This window comes from Pseudoalteromonas sp. T1lg23B (assembly GCF_002964665.1).
Classification (GTDB): domain Bacteria; phylum Pseudomonadota; class Gammaproteobacteria; order Enterobacterales; family Alteromonadaceae; genus Pseudoalteromonas.
Genome location: NZ_PQBZ01000034.1, coordinates 66819 through 82424, shown reverse-complemented (window position 1 = coordinate 82424; position 15606 = coordinate 66819). Strand labels below are relative to the sequence as shown.

Sequence of the window (15606 nt, the reverse complement as noted above, 5' to 3'; positions counted from 1 at the left end):
CATAAAAAGTAATTGATCAGTAAAACAAAAAGGCGCTCTTCCGATGAGCGCCCTACTTTGCTTAACAATGCTTTTCTAGCTTAAATCCGTATATTGGTTAATCTCCGTCAAAGAGATTGTTTGCTCAAAACCTGGGATAGTGAGCGAATCTTTGCTGATCAGTAAACCTGACTCATCAATTTGCCCCTCTCCAAAACGATAGATAAGTTCATATTGACCCAAATCAGCGGCGTGTTGATACTGTGCTTGCGCTTGTTTTGTGTTGCTGAGTTTGTTCTGATATTCAGTAAATACACCCTCAGAGTAACGCTTCTCTAAAAGGCGCATGGTTTGCTTTGGCGAAAAAACGGTTGCCGTAGCATTGTTACCACCAAAACCTTTAGAATTAATAAATGCGATGTCCATATCGTCACATTCATAATGCTCAGTACGGATATCCAAGTGGTCGCTGTACACATCATCTGCCACTTTATCAATGGTGGTTATGCCGGGCATGATATTGTGACTAAACACACCAAGAGCCATAGCAAGTTGATCACCACTAGCTGGCGCGATGGTATGACCCACATACGCCTTAGGAGCCGCAACTTTCCATCCATTGATTGAAAATGCTTGTGCAACTTTATGATAAATTAAAGACTCGGTAACACGGTTTTGCGGTGTACTAGAGCCATGGGCCAAGATAAAACTGCGAGTTTGCAGCGCTTCACGACCCGCGATCTGCTCCGCCAAGGCGACAGACTTTGCCATGGTAATGTAATTGCCCGGACCTGGTGCTGTAATTGATTTCTTAATGCCATCGGCATTAACGAACACATCGACCACAGAACCCATGATTTCTGCGCCAAGAGACAGAGCGAGTTCGTCGTCCATAAGAATCGCGACTTGCGCCCCTTCACCTATGGTAAAGCCACAGTTCTCACCAAATGGTCGACTGGTACGCCGATAATCAACCTGCTCAGTGTTATCGAGTTTTTTCAGTCCATCTTCATTGGCAAGTGCCCCCATCGTACCAAAGCCTTCAATAACTTCTGGAGTCAAGGCACATTCGACACTGGCCACGATTGCAATTCGCGTCCTACCTGCCTGAATATCATTTACGGCGGCGCGCAAGTTATACAAGAACGTTGCGCAAGCACCCGATGCGGTAAAAGTGGTACCCACGTTGCCCGTTACATAAGCATTAATGAAGTCAGTAGACATCGTGTTTAGGCCTAAAGCTAATTGCTTAGTACTTACACGCTCGCCCTTCATACGGGCTCGAACGAGGCCGCCAAATCCTTCATCATTCATTTGTCCAGCGATTGAGGCTGAGTACGTACCAATTTGGTCTGGTCTAACACTGTTCATAACCTGATGCCAATCCAGCCCAGTTGAACGCACTGCATCTGTGGCAGCAAATATCGTCGCCTGTAATCCTCTTGGTTGGTAGCGGCTGTTATACATCTTCGCAGGCTCAAAGCCTGTTGGGAACTGCCCCGCAGCTTTAATTGGATTATCTCGGTAACTGTCGTGTTTAACATCCAGTTGATCTGGAACCTGCACCGACACCGTTTTGCTGTCTAATTCTTCTACTGTCCAACTTGAGGGCACGGGTGATGGCAAGTCTCTTTTGCGGCATGTGAATTTAAAACCTTCTGCATCATGGCCTTTTATTGTAAGTTTTTGCTGCCAATGCGTTGCGTCAACGTCGAAATGGTTGCTTTCTATCTTACGAATTAAAGTACCTGCTTTGATTTGTTCACCAAGTAACGCCTCTATTTGATCAGCTGAGATCACACTGCCATCAGCTTGTAACACCAGAGTGCCATCTTTATAAGACACTAGATTCATCAGTGTAGCTAAGCCTAAAAATGTTTCCTGTCGCGCCTTTTGAGTCAACTTATCCAAAACGATACGACGAAATCCTTGATGGAATGAGGTGCGCCCCGCGGCGTTAATCCCCCCCATCCCAACAATCAAAGGTAATGCTGTCATGTGATTCATTCTATAAAACTATTAATATCATCGATTTTAGTTGGAAGTTTAAAACTTAATAATGCAATATTAGCCAAATAACATAACTTTTTAGCCAAAAAACAATGGTCAGACCAGATGAACCAAGCCATTAGTATTGCTTTTACCCTATATGAACACATGCTGTTAACCAGTGTCACCATGCCTGCAGAGATGTTACGTGCAGGAGAAGCTTACGCAAAGAGGCACTTAGGTGCTGCTTTTCGTCCTTTAAAACTGTCTTGGCTAAGCGAACAAAGTACCCCGCATGCAAATGAACTTGGTATGCAAGTAATCCCCAATGGAGATTTAACCCAGATTGCCCAACAAGACTATGTCATAGTGCCAAGTATCTGGCGTAATCCAAGACCTGTGATACGCAAAACCCCCAAATTGGCCTATGAGTTAAAGGCAAGTTGGAGTAATGGAGCAACCATTATTGGCGTAGGAACCGGCGTTTGCTTTTTAGCAGAGTCTGGTTTGCTAGATGGTCACCCTGCGACCACACACTGGCATTATGCCAAACAATTTGAGCGTAATTACCCAAAAGTGCGCCTGAAACCCGATTTTTTTATTACACAATCTGAACGTATTTACACCGTCGCCAGTTTAAATGCACTGGCGGATGTCATAGTCCATTTAATTTCACTGCTGTACGGCAGAGCCGCTGCCCATCACGTACAGCAAAACTTTTCTCACGAAATACGCAAGCCATACGAGGAACAGCGCTATATGGAAGGCGCTGTCGATAAGCATCCTGATGAACAAATTGCAGCGATTCAATTTTGGCTAAAAAATAACTACAGCAATGAGCTTTCTCTGGCACAGGTCGCTCAACAATTCGATTTGAGCCAGCGTACATTTAATAGGCGTTTTCGAGCAGCCACTGGACAAACCGCAACAGACTACCTGCAATCTCTGCGTCTTGAAGGTGCCAAAGAGTTGCTTGCCAGTAGCAATTTATCGATTCAAGACATCGCACTATCCGTGGGCTTTAATTCTCAAGGTTTGTTAACTCGAGTATTTAAGACTCGTCTTAACCAAACTCCGAGCGAGTACCGTAAAGTGGTAAGAAGAAAACTGTTCTCTTAGCCTCAATGTCAGCTATCGGTAAAACGCAAATAGCCTTTTATTTCTACTACCACTTAGCTTAAAATGGCATTATTAACATATCTATTCGGCCTTGACGCTTTGTTTAAAAAGAATGTAAATGGCGCAATTACTCCCATTAATCAGAGAGCTAGAACAAGCAATTTCAAGCGTTATTAAGCATAAAAGTTTGAATATAAAAAGAGACATTCATATGTCTCTTTTATTGCAAGATAATTAACTATTAATCTGGCTCGCCATATGAGCGACAAACTCTCCACTCTGTCGGCCACCAACCGCCGCCCGCAACTTTCTTAGTTGCATCGTTAGGAAGTTGATTATCGTTATTGAAAAGAGATTTCATCGGTTTCTTTTTAAGTTTTAAATTCATTTTATTTCCTTTTAGTTTGTTTAGTGCCGCAAAGATAATAACAATTAAAAATTTATAAACGACCTGTCAAAATTATCAGTATCGATAATCACCACTTTAGTTAACAAAAAATACTAGATAAATTTAAATAACCAACCCTTTTAAAGCCAACTCGTTATAACAAGGTTTAAATAATATTTCTTATAGAAAAAAATAAGAACTAAACGTATTTCTACTAAATACGTTCCAATTCAGCAGATAGAGTAGCTGTAGTACCCTTTAGCATAGCGAGACTAAACTTGAAATGGTGACACGAGCGTGTCCATCGATTTCTTCGATTTCATCCATTTGCTAAGTACGTTTGTTAATCTTGAATGGCAGGTGTAAGAAATCATCTAACTGTTGAAAGTCCAAACGAAGAAGCATTTACATGCTTCCAGTTCACGAAACGATGATTAATCAGGCTCGCCATATGACGGCCAAGATATACTTCCACCAGCAATCTGTTTAGTTGCATCAATTGGCAGTTTATTATCACTATTAGATAGTGACTTTATTGGTTTCTTTTTTAGCTTTAAGTTCATTGAATTTCCTTTTTACATTTAGAGATTGCGTATTAATCACTGTGGCAACAACATCCTGTAGAACAAATAGATGGAACTTGATGCCGTGAAAATGAGCATATGTACCCATTCGCTCAAGTTTGTTTCTTAATCTTGAATGACAAACGTGAAATCATTTGACTGCTTGAGTATGAAACAAAGAAGCACTAACGTGCTTCTTCTCGTTGGGGTCTAGCTAGGATTAATCAGGCTCGCCACACATCCAGTAGTCTGTAGGCCATCTGATAAGAGAGGCTCCACCACCGATTTGTTTAGTTGCATCACGTGGAAGCTGCTTGTCGTCTTTTGATAGAGACTTAATGAGTTTCTTTTTAAGTTTTAAGTTCATTGTAATTTCCTTTTGTTTTGTGTTCAAAGGGATAATAACAAGTAATTTAAGGTGTACACCCCGCTAAATTTTACAGTTTATTTTCAATGTATTTTCCTTTATGCAACACAGCGTGGATTGTTTGGGTATTAATGATATTTTCTATTGGCGAATGATTAAGAATAACAACACTAGATTGCGCCCCCACTTCTAAGCCAGGGGGTTTACCTAGGAACCGTCTGGGTTCACTCGTTGCACTGGCTAGTGCCTGCCATGGCGTTAACCCGGCGGCTGCGAACTTCAATAATTCTCGATGCAAACTAAAACCTTGTAGGGTTCCATAATTTCCCGCATCCGTGCCTGTTAGTAACACCACATCTGCTGCTATTAAGTTTTTGATTGACTGATAGTATTTCAATGTTCTCTGCTGAGCTTTGTGTTTTTGTTCACTTGTCATTTGAGCAGCTTGGTGTCGATAACCTTCAATAACCCTAGGTGCAGTCAGTTTTTTCACTAAGTTTGAATCAAGTACGTCCGAAAACAAGAACTCATATTCATCTGTATCACAGGCAAGAGTTGGGATCACAATAACACCATGCTTTGATAACCTTTGCGCCAAGCTCTTGGAGACAACGCCGTCATCAGGTAGATGTGTTATAGCATCAGCTTTTGCAGCGATAGCACTTTCTACATCCGCAAGCGTGTGAACATGAACAATGACTTTAAGACGATACTTATGGGCCTGAGCAACGGAAAACTTCAATAACTGTGGAGAAAGTGAAGGTAATCTTCCCCCCAAGGTACTGACAAGTTTTATAACGTCAGCCTGCTTTTGGGCTAACTCAGAGATGTGCTTTGCCGCTTCTTCCTCATTAGCGATGGTGCGTGTTTCCCCAAACTGGGAGCAGTGTCCACCTGGTGCAGTCAAACAAGATAAGCTGGTATAAATGTCTGCACCACCTATGAGCCCTTGCTGTTGTAACCGTCGATGCTCAAATAATGTTTGCTCATTACCAAACAAATCCACTAGGCCCGTGACCCCCGCATGCTGTACAACTTGCGCTGTGGTACTCGGCCCCATATTTTCTGTATTCGTGTTTGGCGCACGATTGCCAAATGTGTGAGTGTGCATGTCTATCAGACCGGGGATCACATATTTGTTACTGATATCTACTCGCTTACCGCTAAAGTCTTCTGGGATAACATCAAAACGACCGATGATCTGGTCATTGTCCATCAATAAATGTTGCTTGCGCGCACTTTGGTTATTTGGGTCTAACAGCACCCCATTGGTTAATAATATTTGCTGAGCGATGACAGGTTGCGAGGTCATCCACATCCCTAATGCTAAAGTGATCGATGTGACTAGCCTTTTTGACATTATATATTCTCCTTTAAAACCAGCTTAGTCGCACAAGTTTGCGCAAAGGTTTAAAAGGAATTTTATATAGTTGTTCAAGTAGATAGACTCAGATACTGTCAACGTCCTTAATCATCTGATTTCTGGGGCACCAAAAGCCTTGCTGTAAAACCCTGAGGTATCAAAGCAACACACTCTCTTTTTCCCTTCACTTAACATACTGCACGCATCATTGACTCGCTTAAGCCGCGTCTTCGCTTGTTTGGCAGTCGTGATCCGATGTATCCAGTCAACACGTGCAATAGTCGTCGTAGCTTGCCAAGTTTCTAGCGCAGGCGGGTCCTGCTCTAGGGCTTTAAGCAAGTCATACGGCACGTCAGGTTCTGGTTCTTTATCTATGCCCCGTATCTCAAAACGCGCAAGTTCTGCAAAGTGCGTATTGGCTTTTTTGTCCGTCTGGCTCAAGTAACTGTTGAAATGGCTGCTCATTGGTCTTCCCTACCACCGTTGTACGCCCTCGACGAGGTAAACAGGCGCTCGCATCATGAGGCAGAACAACGAACGCCCAATCATCTCCATCTTCTATATCTTTTGGACGTAATAACTTAGCGGTAAATTGATAACTCGTGGCTTGTTGTGCCATATCACTCTCCTTAGTTAATGTGCTTCTACATTTATTTATTCTAGGGAAGCATGCATTGTCAACGCAATAAAATATACGCCCTCATTTCCTGAGCTAACACTCAATAGAGTTCTCGTTATACTCTTTCTCATTGGTTTCATACAAGCCATAGTGTGTTGGGTTTTAATAGATAGGTCATGTTAAATAATAATCGGCACCGGTTTAGGTTACCTATAATACGTGTATACGTAACACAAAGCAGTTGTCACACACAGTCCACTTAATGCGAATTTTGTGGGTCTAAAGTGCCAATGTTGACGATGACCAAAATATAATAATAAACCGACAGTCAGCGCAATCATTGGCTCAAAGAATAGTCTCACAGGAAGTGATAACGGCATTAGCAATATGCCATAAATTAAGCGTCCTAAACCTGGAGGAAGTAGCATTATGGTTGCAAGTACAACATAGCTAGTATGCTGCATTAGGTGTTTTCTATTAACAAGGGCTAACAGCATAAAAATAACAAATGAAGGCAATAAGAATAAATCTAGTAAATAAACGAGACGAAATATCGCTCCTTGATTAACTCTGGTTTCAAACGTGCTGATAAACAGAGTGAAAGTAGAAATGAGCATAAGCGCCCCAACACACACTAAAAACCAACCGAAAGCCTTGTGTATAGTGCCCAATCTATGAACTACTAATACGGGCTGTGCATTTAGGCCTACTAACCATATAAATGAGAGCAGCGCATGAAAATGATGCATTAGTGTCAGTGATTGGTATTGTAAAATATAGCTCGGAACAAAACCCAGCAATATTATGATAGATAGAGCATGAATATAATTTTTATAGAAATTCATGTTGAAAATCGCTTTAAAGTTACCACCGCACGACGCCCATCTTGCTTTCATCCGCAAAGAAAACCCCGTGAGATATGCTATAAAATATCCAAAATCTCAAAGCTGTATGTCTGACTTCCTACTTGGTATTCACATTCATCACCAATCATTTTGCTGAACATCACTTGTCCTATTGGCGCCGATTGGGTTATCACCAATACAGTTTGTTTTTGCACTGTTACTTTCAGGCCTCCCTCACTTGGAGCGAAGTAAAACCAGTGTGTTTCATCATCTAAGTCGATGGCTTTGATCAAACTCCCTACGGTCACTTTATCGGCGTTTTGTAAATCATAGCTTTGCTCAAACAGGGTAATTGATCTGTGCGCTTCATTTACACGTTCGCTTTGGCCTTGAGCCAAATATCCCGATTCTATACTTAACGAGTCATATTGGGTTTCAGCAGCGCTTTGTTCGTGCGTGGCATCGATGCGCGCACTGTCTGCTGCTTGCTTGGCTTCTGCAAGCTTAGCCTCTAGGGCAAATCTGATGTGCTCTATGACATGGGCTTTATTCATTTATTGTCTCTGTGGTTATTGAGTGATGTATAAAGGAAACACTTTAGACATGGAATTATCGTTGCTACTTTCTAACTCAATGGTTAAACGCCACTGCATTAGTTCGTTACTACATAGACCCACCATCGCCTTTGCTCTGTAACGCGTCGCTGATAAGGGCGTAAAAAGTACTGGAATGTAGCCCATGTTCATGTTCTCTCCGGACAACATCGCCGAATTTACGTGAATATGTGGTTCTACTTCCAGCGTTACCTCAAATTCCTGTTCCCCCTCAAGCACTGCTTGGCTATACCAGACCCTAACGCCCTCTGCGTCAATACAAGGCTTAGCTTCAATACAGTTTGTTAAATGTGAGGAACTTTCACTTTTTTCTGAACTTTCATGTATAATGGTCGAAGGGTCTGAGCATGCGCTCAATACACTCACAGCAACAAGTGCGTAAAAAAACCAAAACTTGGTCATTATTTATCCTAATGGGTCTGTGCAGAACTGCGCAATGGTAATGCAGAATTTGTAGAGAATCCACATTGGTGAATAGTTGAGCAATTTATTGCCGAAAATTTGATTGATGTCATAATTTTAGGTGTTTGAGGTATCTTTTCTTTTGCAAAAAAATTATCATTTCCTTGCAAAAATAAGGGTTTCTCAAGTTGGTTTGAAATAAATTTGCTTAATCAGATTTATTTTTAAACGAACTTGTTGAAATAATAAGCAGGGCCTGTTTATGCAGGTAATTCATTTCTAATCGCATTAATTGCAGCGGAATCCAGAAAATGAGCCAAACAGTAGCATCACAAACTGAGTACAACTATAAGGTTGTACGCCAATTCGCTATCATGACAGTGATTTGGGGCATCGTTGGCATGGGTGTTGGTGTTCTTATTGCTGCCCAACTAGCTTGGCCAGCTTTGAACTTTGACACACCATGGTTGACTTACTCTCGACTTCGTCCGTTACATACGAACGCAGTAATCTTTGCATTTGGTACAAGTGCACTCTTTGCAACATCTTACTATGTTGTTCAGCGTACTTGTCAAACGCGCCTTTTCTCAGACAAATTAGCCGCTTTCACCTTTTGGGGTTGGCAAGCTATCATTGTTTCAGCAGCCATCACATTGCCGCTAGGTATTACTTCTTCTAAAGAGTATGCAGAGCTAGAGTGGCCTATCGATATCGCAATAGCGGTAGTTTGGGTATCTTATGCAGTGGTATTCTTTGGCACGCTAATCAAGCGCAAAGTGTCTCATATCTATGTAGCAAACTGGTTCTATGCTGGTTTCATTATTACTGTTGCGATTCTTCATATCGTAAACAGCATGGCTGTGCCAGTATCATTAACTAAATCATACTCTATCTACGCGGGTGCTGTAGATGCGATGGTTCAGTGGTGGTATGGCCACAATGCGGTAGGCTTCCTTCTTACTGCTGGTTTCTTGGGTATGATGTACTACTTCGTACCTAAACAAGCAGGTCGTCCAGTTTACTCTTACCGTTTATCGGTTGTTCACTTCTGGGCGCTTGTTTCTTTATATATTTGGGCAGGTCCTCACCACTTACACTACACAGCGCTACCTGACTGGACTCAGTCTTTAGGTATGGTTATGTCTGTGATTCTATTCGTTCCATCTTGGGGTGGTATGATCAACGGTATCATGACGCTATCAGGTGCATGGCATAAGCTACGTACTGACCCAGTACTTCGTTTCTTAGTTGTGTCGTTGTCTTTCTATGGTATGTCTACCTTCGAAGGACCAATGATGGCAATTAAATCAGTAAACGCGCTTTCTCATTACACTGATTGGACTGTGGGCCACGTACACTCTGGTGCCCTAGGCTGGGTTGCTATGATCTCAATCGGTGCCATCTACCACTTAATTCCAGCACTATTTGGTCACGGTAACATGTACAGCGTTAAGCTGGTTAACACCCACTTCTGGTTACATACCGTAGGTGTTGTATTGTATATCGTTGCAATGTGGATCTCTGGTGTTATGCAAGGCCTGATGTGGCGTGCAGTAAACGCAGACGGTACGTTAATGTACAGCTTCGTTCAATCTCTTGAAGCGTCTAAACCTTTCTACATCATGCGCTTCCTTGGCGGTGTGTTCATCGTTGTGGGTATGCTGGTAATGGCATACAACGTGCTGCGCACAGTAACTGCAAAAAGTGGTTCACTTGCCACTGACGCAAACGCGCAAATGGCTTAAGAGGTGTAGATTATGAGCAATAATAATTCAGCCAATAAACACGAAATCGTAGAAAAGAACGTTGGCCTAATGGCTATTCTGACTGTATTTGCGATTAGCTTTGGTGCACTGGTAGAAATCACACCACTGATGTTCCAAAAAGATACAACTCAGCCAGTTGATGGGCTACGTCCATTAACTGCGCTTGAGATGGAAGGTCGTGACATTTATGTTCGTGAAGGTTGTTACAACTGTCACTCACAGATGATCCGCCCATTCCGTGACGAGGTAGAGCGCTATGGCCACTACTCTGTTGCTGGTGAGTCAGTATGGGATCACCCATTCCAGTGGGGTTCTAAGCGTACTGGTCCTGACTTAGCACGTGTAGGTCAACGTTACTCTGATGACTGGCACTATGCACACTTAATGGACCCACGTTCAGTGGTGCCTGAGTCGAACATGCCAGGCTATCCTTGGTTAGATGAAAATGTACTAGACGGTAAGTTAACCGCCAAAAAACTTGAAGTCTTCAAAGGCTTTGGTGTGCCATACACCGAAGAAGATATTCAAGGTGCAGAAGCAGCAGTTAAGGGCAAAACAGAGATGCAAGCCCTCATTGCTTACCTTCAGCAACTTGGCACACACTTGAAGTAATTATTATGGATTACGGCACATACAGAGGCATTTTGACTCTGGTAATTTTGGTACTATTTATTGTGATTGTTGCTTGGGCATATAGCAAAAGCACTAAGCGTCGTTTTGACGATGCAGCTAATGCCATTTTTGAAGATGAAAAAGAGCATAAAAAAACAATCTCTAACGAGGAAAAGGAGTCTGAAAAATGACTAGCTTTTGGAGTATTTGGGTCATTGTACTGACCCTTGCGTGTCTTGCTCTGATCTTAGGCTTATTGCTTTGGAACCTAAAAAACTATGTAGGTGTTAAAGAAGGCGAAAGCTGTGGTCACGAGTTTGACGGAATTGAAGAAATCAATAACCCACTACCAAAGTGGTGGACTTATATGTTCTTCGCAACATTTGTTTGGGCTGTGTACTATTTAGCAGCGTACCCAGGTCTTGGTAACTGGCAAGGTCTAGCAAAGTGGACCAGCTCAAACCAAGGTGTAACGTCACTTGCTGAGTCAAAAAAAGCAACTGAAGAGGCGCTAGCTAACGGTGAAAAAGTACAGTTAGACCAAGAGATCATTGCCGCTGAAGAGCGTTTTGGTCCTATCTTCGAGGCCTATGCTAAGCAAGACATCGAAACACTAGCAAAAGACGAAAAAGCTCTTGAAATTGGTCAACGCTTATTCGCTCAAAACTGTGCTCAGTGTCACGGCTCAGACGCTCGTGGTGGTACAGGTTTCCCTAACTTGACAGATGACGACTGGTTATACGGTGGTACACCTGACAAGATCAAAGAAACACTACTACAAGGTCGTGTTGCAGCTATGCCACCTTGGAAAGATGCATTGGGTGAGCAAGGCGTTAAAGAAATGACCGCTTACGTGTTAAGTCTTTCTGGCCGTAAAGTTAACCAAAAAGATGCAGAAGCTGGTAAGGCTAAGTTTGCTATGTGTGCTGCGTGTCACGGTATGGACGGTAAAGGTTCTGTTGCTCATAACCTACCATTTGGCGCACCTAACCTAACAGATAACATCTGGTTGTATGGTGGTTCTCAACGTGCCGTTGAAGAAACACTTAACCATGGCCGTGCTGGTGTAATGCCTGCTTGGAAAGATATTCTAGGTGAAGACAAAGTACACTTATTGACTGCGTATGTTTATAGCTTATCGCAAAATAAACAATAACAACGCCATTGTTAATTAAGATCAAAAAAGCCTCCATTTGGAGGCTTTTTTTTAGGTATTTAACGACAAATAAGATAAAATATCGCCACACTTTTCAAGCATTAGAGTCGTTATGAACCCTACTCCGTGGTATAAGAATTTTTGGCCTTGGTTTTTAATGTTTTTCCCGCTTGCAACCATCGTTGCATGTGTGGTTTTAGTCTTCGTTGCCGTCGGTAATGGTCCTGACATGGTGGTTGATGACTATTACAAAAAAGGTAAAGCAATCAACTTAGAACTGACCAAGTTCAACAAAGCGAAGGCTCTTTACCTACACGGTGACTTGCAAGTAGACAACGACTACATAAAATTTGTGTTTACCAAAGGTGATCACAGCAAAGTTAAAGCCCTAAAAGCTTCTTTTTATCATAGAACTATCAAAGCTCATGACTTCAATGTCAATTTGTTGCCCAATGCAAATGGCGAGTTTACCGCGATTCTTGAGCAGATCCAGCAAGGCGCGTATACGGTATTTATTGAGCCTATGGATGGCAGTTGGAAGTTAAAAGAAAACATCCAACTTCCGAGTCAGGAAATTTTGAAAATATCTCCAGAATATAAGTAATTAACATGGCACAAGCTTGTTTTCATTGTCTTGAACCCATTCCACAAGGTTACACCGGTGAAGTGGTTTATCAAAGTCAAGCTCAACCCGTTTGCTGTATTGGTTGCCAAACTGTCGCACAAACAATCCTTAGTCAGGGAATGAGCGACTACTACAAGTTTAGAACCAAAACCGCGGGTAAAATTGATGAGTTGGTTCCTGAACAACTGAGTCTCATTAAAAGTTATGACAATCATGATGTTCAACAAGATTTTGTCACCCACTCTGGGGAGTTGAGTGAAGTATTACTCAGTGTTGAGGGCATAAGCTGTGCAGCCTGCGCTTGGCTGATTGAAAAGCAACTATTGGCACTAAAGGGGGTGGCAAGAGTCGATGTTAACACCTCGACTCACCGCGCCATGATTTTGTGGAATGCCAAACAGATACTGTTAAGCGACATCATCCAATCACTGATGCAAATCGGCTATAAAGCCTACCCATTTCAAGCCGATGATGAAGCTACTCAAAAACAAGCCGCTGCCAAGGCCTATATCCGCCGTTTAGGTGTAGCCGGTATCATGACTATGCAGGTCATGATGTTCGCCTTTGCTATGTACTTTGGTATGTTTTCAGGCATGGAAGACGACTTTGAACAGTATTTTCGCTGGATAAGTCTAGTACTCGCCTCTCCTGTGATCCTGTATTCTGCACTGCCCTTTTTAACCAATGCCATCAAAGGGCTAAAAGCTAAACAACTCAATATGGACTTGCCCGTTTCACTGGCTATCTTTGGCGCTTATGGAGCCAGTTGTTACGCCACGGTTATGGAAGTGGGTGAAGTCTATTTTGAATCTATCTGTATGTTCACATTCTTATTGCTGTTGGGTAAATATCTAGAGTTTAGAGCCCGTTTAAAAGCCAGTGAATTTACAGCTAACTTACAGAAATTATTGCCATTAACCGCTCGAAAAATCACTGCTGGCGATGACGAACAAATCATCGCGGCCAAAAACCTAAAGTTGGCGGACAAAATTTTAGTTAAACCGGGCGAAACCATTCCGGCCGATGGCCTGATTTTACACGGTAAAACAAGTGTAGATGAGTCAATGATGACGGGGGAGCATTTACCTGTAAGTAAGTATGAGGGTAATCAGGTTTTTGCGGGCACTATCAATCATGATGGTGTGATCAGCATTGAAATTAACAAAATTGGGCAAAACACACTACTCAATCAAATCATTCGCTTACAACACTCTGCATTAAGTAAGCGCCCCAAGTTAGTTGAGATCACAGATAAGGTCGCGCAATGGTTTGTTGCTTGCTTACTTGTATTTGCTTCTTTGACGGCTATTGGTTGGTACTCCGTCTCCCCTGAACAAGCCTTTTGGGTAACCATTTCTGTCTTAGTAGCAACCTGCCCTTGTGCACTCAGTTTGGCAATACCGACCGCTCTTACCTGTGCTGTCGCCAACTTAACGAAGCAAGGCGTTTTAATAAAAGAAGGTCATGTGTTGGAAACGCTGACCAAACTTACTCGCGTTGCATTTGATAAGACCGGTACTTTAACTGAAGGTCGATTCTCCATCCAGCAGGTAAACATTCTAGATAGTCAATATTGCGAACAACAAGTTTTAGCGCTAGCAGCCAGTTTAGAACGCTATTCAGAGCACCCTATCGCAGAGGCGTTTTCGCAACACCTTAGCATTCATCACGATATGCAAGACGTTGTTGTTCACCCGGGTATTGGGATCAGTGCTAAGCTGGAAACTGATGAAATTGCTATTGGCAAAAGTGATTGGTTTGGTGAACAAAAAGGCCAATCACAAGCCACCTTGTTTATCAATCAAAAGGCTGTGGCAGAGTTTCTACTCAATGACAAAGTGCGCGACAACGCTCACTCGGTTATTAAAGCGCTGCAAAGAAATGGTTTATCCTGTCATATGCTGACAGGGGACAGCAGTATCGCGGGTGCACAACTTGCTCAACAGCTTGGCTTAGATTCGCAACTCAGTAATTGTTCACCACAAGATAAACTAAACGCGGTAGATTCGTGGTCAGCCCAAGGTGAAGTTGTTGCGATGATAGGTGATGGCGTAAATGACAGCCCAGTGTTCAATAGCGCACATCTATCGATAGCCATGGAAACTGGTGCTGATATTTCAAAAAATGTAGCCGATGTTGTGTTACTTAAGAGTAATCTAAACGCCATTATACAGTTACAACAAGTTGCTAAACATACCCGCCGAGTGGTTAAGCAAAACTTAACAATTTCATTGCTCTATAACGCTTCAATCTTACCATTAGCCGCGCTTGGTATGGTACCACCCTGGGTGGCCGTTATAGGTATGTCAGCAAGTTCTATAATAGTGATAGGTAATTCACTTAGGTTGTTAAAGATATGAGTATCATTTATGTGTTAATCCCAATCGCTATTCTATTCGTGATTATCGCCATTGGGATATTTTTTTGGGCAGTTAAAAGCGAGCAGTTTTCCGACTTAGAAAAACAAGGCCACAGTATATTATTCGAAGACGACAAAGAGCAGCATAAAAACGCCAATGAACGAGATTAGCTTGCTTAGTGCTTTCATTATGGGTTTGGTTGGCAGCGGACATTGTCTTGTGATGTGTGGTGGTATTGCATCTAGCTTACAGTTGGCGTCCTCGACGCTAAATACGTGGCGGGTAAGTTTGCTCTACAATGCAGGGCGAATTGCTAGTTATATGTTTGCAGGGGCTTTGGTGGCAACATTGGGCGGGGCTTTTGCAAAACAAAACACAACATTTGCACTGAGCTTAAAGATGCTGAGCGGCGTCTTCATGTTGCTAGTGGGTATTTATGTCATGCGCCTAGCCAGTACCTTGCAATGGCTAGAGGCTGGCGCAAAAACCGTCATATGGCAGCACTTAGTCAAGTTGAATAAATTTTTGTTACCAGTTACAAGCTACTCTCGGGTTTTTGCGTATGGCATGTTATGGGGTTGGTTACCATGTGGTCTTGTGTATTCTGCGCTGACATGGACACTCCAAGCGGACTCTGCAAGTTACGGCGCTCTAATCATGTTAAGCTTCGCACTGGGTACCTTGCCTGCGATGCTCGCAGTGGGCCATTCAGCCCAAAAACTGAGCCGTTTTTTGAACCATACTCTGATCAGAGTTGCATTGGGCAGTATTTTCATTTGGTATGGTATTTATCTACTAATCATTGCAACCGATAGATTAGTACATTAACCTAGGTAAGA

General features: G+C 42.5%; 18 protein-coding genes. 9 read left to right on the top strand and 9 right to left on the bottom strand.

The window, feature by feature from the left end:
• Window positions 1-75: 75 nt before the first annotated feature.
• Complete coding sequence (locus tag C2M32_RS08915) at window positions 76-1977, bottom strand: beta-ketoacyl synthase (protein ID WP_105168099.1); 1902 nt, start codon at window positions 1975-1977, stop codon at window positions 76-78.
• Between the two features lie 117 nt (window positions 1978-2094).
• Between C2M32_RS08915 and C2M32_RS08910 the strand changes: the two genes are divergently transcribed.
• A complete protein-coding gene (locus tag C2M32_RS08910) occupies window positions 2095-3087 on the top strand; it encodes a GlxA family transcriptional regulator (RefSeq protein WP_105168098.1) in 993 nt (330 codons plus the stop codon).
• Between the two features lie 241 nt (window positions 3088-3328).
• On the opposite strand, the gene C2M32_RS20505 is transcribed toward C2M32_RS08910, so the two are convergent.
• From C2M32_RS20505 to C2M32_RS08885, 8 genes are all read right to left on the bottom strand, one after another.
• Window positions 3329-3475 carry a hypothetical protein gene (locus C2M32_RS20505; RefSeq protein WP_158678183.1) on the bottom strand — a complete coding sequence of 49 codons (147 nt, stop codon included), beginning with the start codon at window positions 3473-3475 and terminating at the stop codon, window positions 3329-3331.
• Between the two features lie 434 nt (window positions 3476-3909).
• Window positions 3910-4038 (bottom strand): hypothetical protein, encoded by a 129-nt coding sequence (locus tag C2M32_RS21005; protein ID WP_267894525.1) that lies wholly within the window; start codon window positions 4036-4038, stop codon window positions 3910-3912.
• A 220-nt stretch (window positions 4039-4258) separates the two neighbouring features.
• Window positions 4259-4405, bottom strand: a complete 147-nt coding sequence (locus tag C2M32_RS20500; RefSeq protein WP_158678182.1) for a hypothetical protein — start codon at window positions 4403-4405, stop codon at window positions 4259-4261.
• Window positions 4406-4475: 70 nt separating this feature from the next.
• Window positions 4476-5765, bottom strand: a complete 1290-nt coding sequence (locus C2M32_RS08905; protein ID WP_105168097.1) for an amidohydrolase family protein — start codon at window positions 5763-5765, stop codon at window positions 4476-4478.
• 111 nt (window positions 5766-5876) lie between these two features.
• Window positions 5877-6233 carry a YdeI/OmpD-associated family protein gene (locus C2M32_RS08900; RefSeq protein ID WP_234401266.1) on the bottom strand — a complete coding sequence of 119 codons (357 nt, stop codon included), beginning with the start codon at window positions 6231-6233 and terminating at the stop codon, window positions 5877-5879.
• Entirely contained in the window at window positions 6154-6387 is a 234-nt protein-coding gene (locus tag C2M32_RS20790) for a DUF1905 domain-containing protein (RefSeq protein ID WP_234401265.1), read from the bottom strand. Before C2M32_RS20790 ends, C2M32_RS08900 begins: the two co-directional genes overlap by 80 nt.
• A 922-nt stretch (window positions 6388-7309) precedes the next feature.
• On the bottom strand, window positions 7310-7786 hold the full coding sequence (locus C2M32_RS08890) for a GreA/GreB family elongation factor (RefSeq protein WP_105168095.1): 477 nt from the start codon (window positions 7784-7786) through the stop codon (window positions 7310-7312).
• A gap of 15 nt (window positions 7787-7801) precedes the next feature.
• A complete protein-coding gene (locus C2M32_RS08885) occupies window positions 7802-8248 on the bottom strand; it encodes a hypothetical protein (RefSeq protein ID WP_105168094.1) in 447 nt (148 codons plus the stop codon).
• A 311-nt stretch (window positions 8249-8559) separates the two neighbouring features.
• On the opposite strand from C2M32_RS08885, the gene ccoN reads away from it, so the two are divergent.
• From ccoN to C2M32_RS08845, 8 genes are all read left to right on the top strand, one after another.
• Window positions 8560-9993, top strand: coding sequence for a cytochrome-c oxidase, cbb3-type subunit I (gene ccoN, locus C2M32_RS08880; protein ID WP_105168093.1), 1434 nt, complete (start codon window positions 8560-8562; stop codon window positions 9991-9993).
• Between the two features lie 12 nt (window positions 9994-10005).
• Window positions 10006-10626: a cytochrome-c oxidase, cbb3-type subunit II gene (ccoO, locus tag C2M32_RS08875; protein ID WP_105168092.1), complete on the top strand. Its 621-nt coding sequence runs from the start codon at window positions 10006-10008 to the stop codon at window positions 10624-10626.
• Window positions 10627-10631: 5 nt separating this feature from the next.
• Window positions 10632-10817, top strand: coding sequence for a cbb3-type cytochrome oxidase subunit 3 (locus C2M32_RS08870; protein ID WP_105168091.1), 186 nt, complete (start codon window positions 10632-10634; stop codon window positions 10815-10817).
• Complete coding sequence (ccoP, locus tag C2M32_RS08865) at window positions 10814-11782, top strand: cytochrome-c oxidase, cbb3-type subunit III (protein WP_105168090.1); 969 nt, start codon at window positions 10814-10816, stop codon at window positions 11780-11782. The genes C2M32_RS08870 and ccoP overlap by 4 nt, the downstream gene beginning before the upstream one ends.
• Before the next feature lie 112 nt (window positions 11783-11894).
• On the top strand, window positions 11895-12386 hold the full coding sequence (locus C2M32_RS08860) for a FixH family protein (protein WP_105168089.1): 492 nt from the start codon (window positions 11895-11897) through the stop codon (window positions 12384-12386).
• A gap of 5 nt (window positions 12387-12391) precedes the next feature.
• On the top strand, window positions 12392-14767 hold the full coding sequence (locus C2M32_RS08855; protein ID WP_105168088.1) for a heavy metal translocating P-type ATPase: 2376 nt from the start codon (window positions 12392-12394) through the stop codon (window positions 14765-14767).
• The gene (gene ccoS, locus C2M32_RS08850; RefSeq protein ID WP_070987092.1) at window positions 14764-14937 is read left to right on the top strand and encodes a cbb3-type cytochrome oxidase assembly protein CcoS; all 174 of its coding nucleotides are present in this window, start codon (window positions 14764-14766) and stop codon (window positions 14935-14937) included. Before C2M32_RS08855 ends, ccoS begins: the two co-directional genes overlap by 4 nt.
• The gene (locus C2M32_RS08845; protein WP_105168087.1) at window positions 14924-15595 is read left to right on the top strand and encodes a sulfite exporter TauE/SafE family protein; all 672 of its coding nucleotides are present in this window, start codon (window positions 14924-14926) and stop codon (window positions 15593-15595) included. Before ccoS ends, C2M32_RS08845 begins: the two co-directional genes overlap by 14 nt.
• Window positions 15596-15606 lie beyond the last annotated feature (11 nt).

Coding starts and splice junctions, on each gene's coding strand:
- C2M32_RS20790 (WP_234401265.1), bottom strand. CDS start 6,387: ATGGCACAACAAGCCACGAGTTATCAATTTACCGCTAAGTTATTACGT.
- C2M32_RS08855 (WP_105168088.1), top strand. CDS start 12,392: ATGGCACAAGCTTGTTTTCATTGTCTTGAACCCATTCCACAAGGTTAC.
- C2M32_RS08905 (WP_105168097.1), bottom strand. CDS start 5,765: ATGTCAAAAAGGCTAGTCACATCGATCACTTTAGCATTAGGGATGTGG.
- ccoP (WP_105168090.1), top strand. CDS start 10,814: ATGACTAGCTTTTGGAGTATTTGGGTCATTGTACTGACCCTTGCGTGT.
- C2M32_RS20500 (WP_158678182.1), bottom strand. CDS start 4,405: ATGAACTTAAAACTTAAAAAGAAACTCATTAAGTCTCTATCAAAAGAC.
- ccoO (WP_105168092.1), top strand. CDS start 10,006: ATGAGCAATAATAATTCAGCCAATAAACACGAAATCGTAGAAAAGAAC.
- C2M32_RS21005 (WP_267894525.1), bottom strand. CDS start 4,038: ATGAACTTAAAGCTAAAAAAGAAACCAATAAAGTCACTATCTAATAGT.
- C2M32_RS08845 (WP_105168087.1), top strand. CDS start 14,924: ATGAACGAGATTAGCTTGCTTAGTGCTTTCATTATGGGTTTGGTTGGC.
- ccoS (WP_070987092.1), top strand. CDS start 14,764: ATGAGTATCATTTATGTGTTAATCCCAATCGCTATTCTATTCGTGATT.
- C2M32_RS08860 (WP_105168089.1), top strand. CDS start 11,895: ATGAACCCTACTCCGTGGTATAAGAATTTTTGGCCTTGGTTTTTAATG.
- C2M32_RS08915 (WP_105168099.1), bottom strand. CDS start 1,977: ATGACAGCATTACCTTTGATTGTTGGGATGGGGGGGATTAACGCCGCG.
- C2M32_RS08885 (WP_105168094.1), bottom strand. CDS start 8,248: ATGACCAAGTTTTGGTTTTTTTACGCACTTGTTGCTGTGAGTGTATTG.
- C2M32_RS20505 (WP_158678183.1), bottom strand. CDS start 3,475: ATGAATTTAAAACTTAAAAAGAAACCGATGAAATCTCTTTTCAATAAC.
- ccoN (WP_105168093.1), top strand. CDS start 8,560: ATGAGCCAAACAGTAGCATCACAAACTGAGTACAACTATAAGGTTGTA.
- C2M32_RS08890 (WP_105168095.1), bottom strand. CDS start 7,786: ATGAATAAAGCCCATGTCATAGAGCACATCAGATTTGCCCTAGAGGCT.
- C2M32_RS08910 (WP_105168098.1), top strand. CDS start 2,095: ATGAACCAAGCCATTAGTATTGCTTTTACCCTATATGAACACATGCTG.
- C2M32_RS08870 (WP_105168091.1), top strand. CDS start 10,632: ATGGATTACGGCACATACAGAGGCATTTTGACTCTGGTAATTTTGGTA.
- C2M32_RS08900 (WP_234401266.1), bottom strand. CDS start 6,233: ATGAGCAGCCATTTCAACAGTTACTTGAGCCAGACGGACAAAAAAGCC.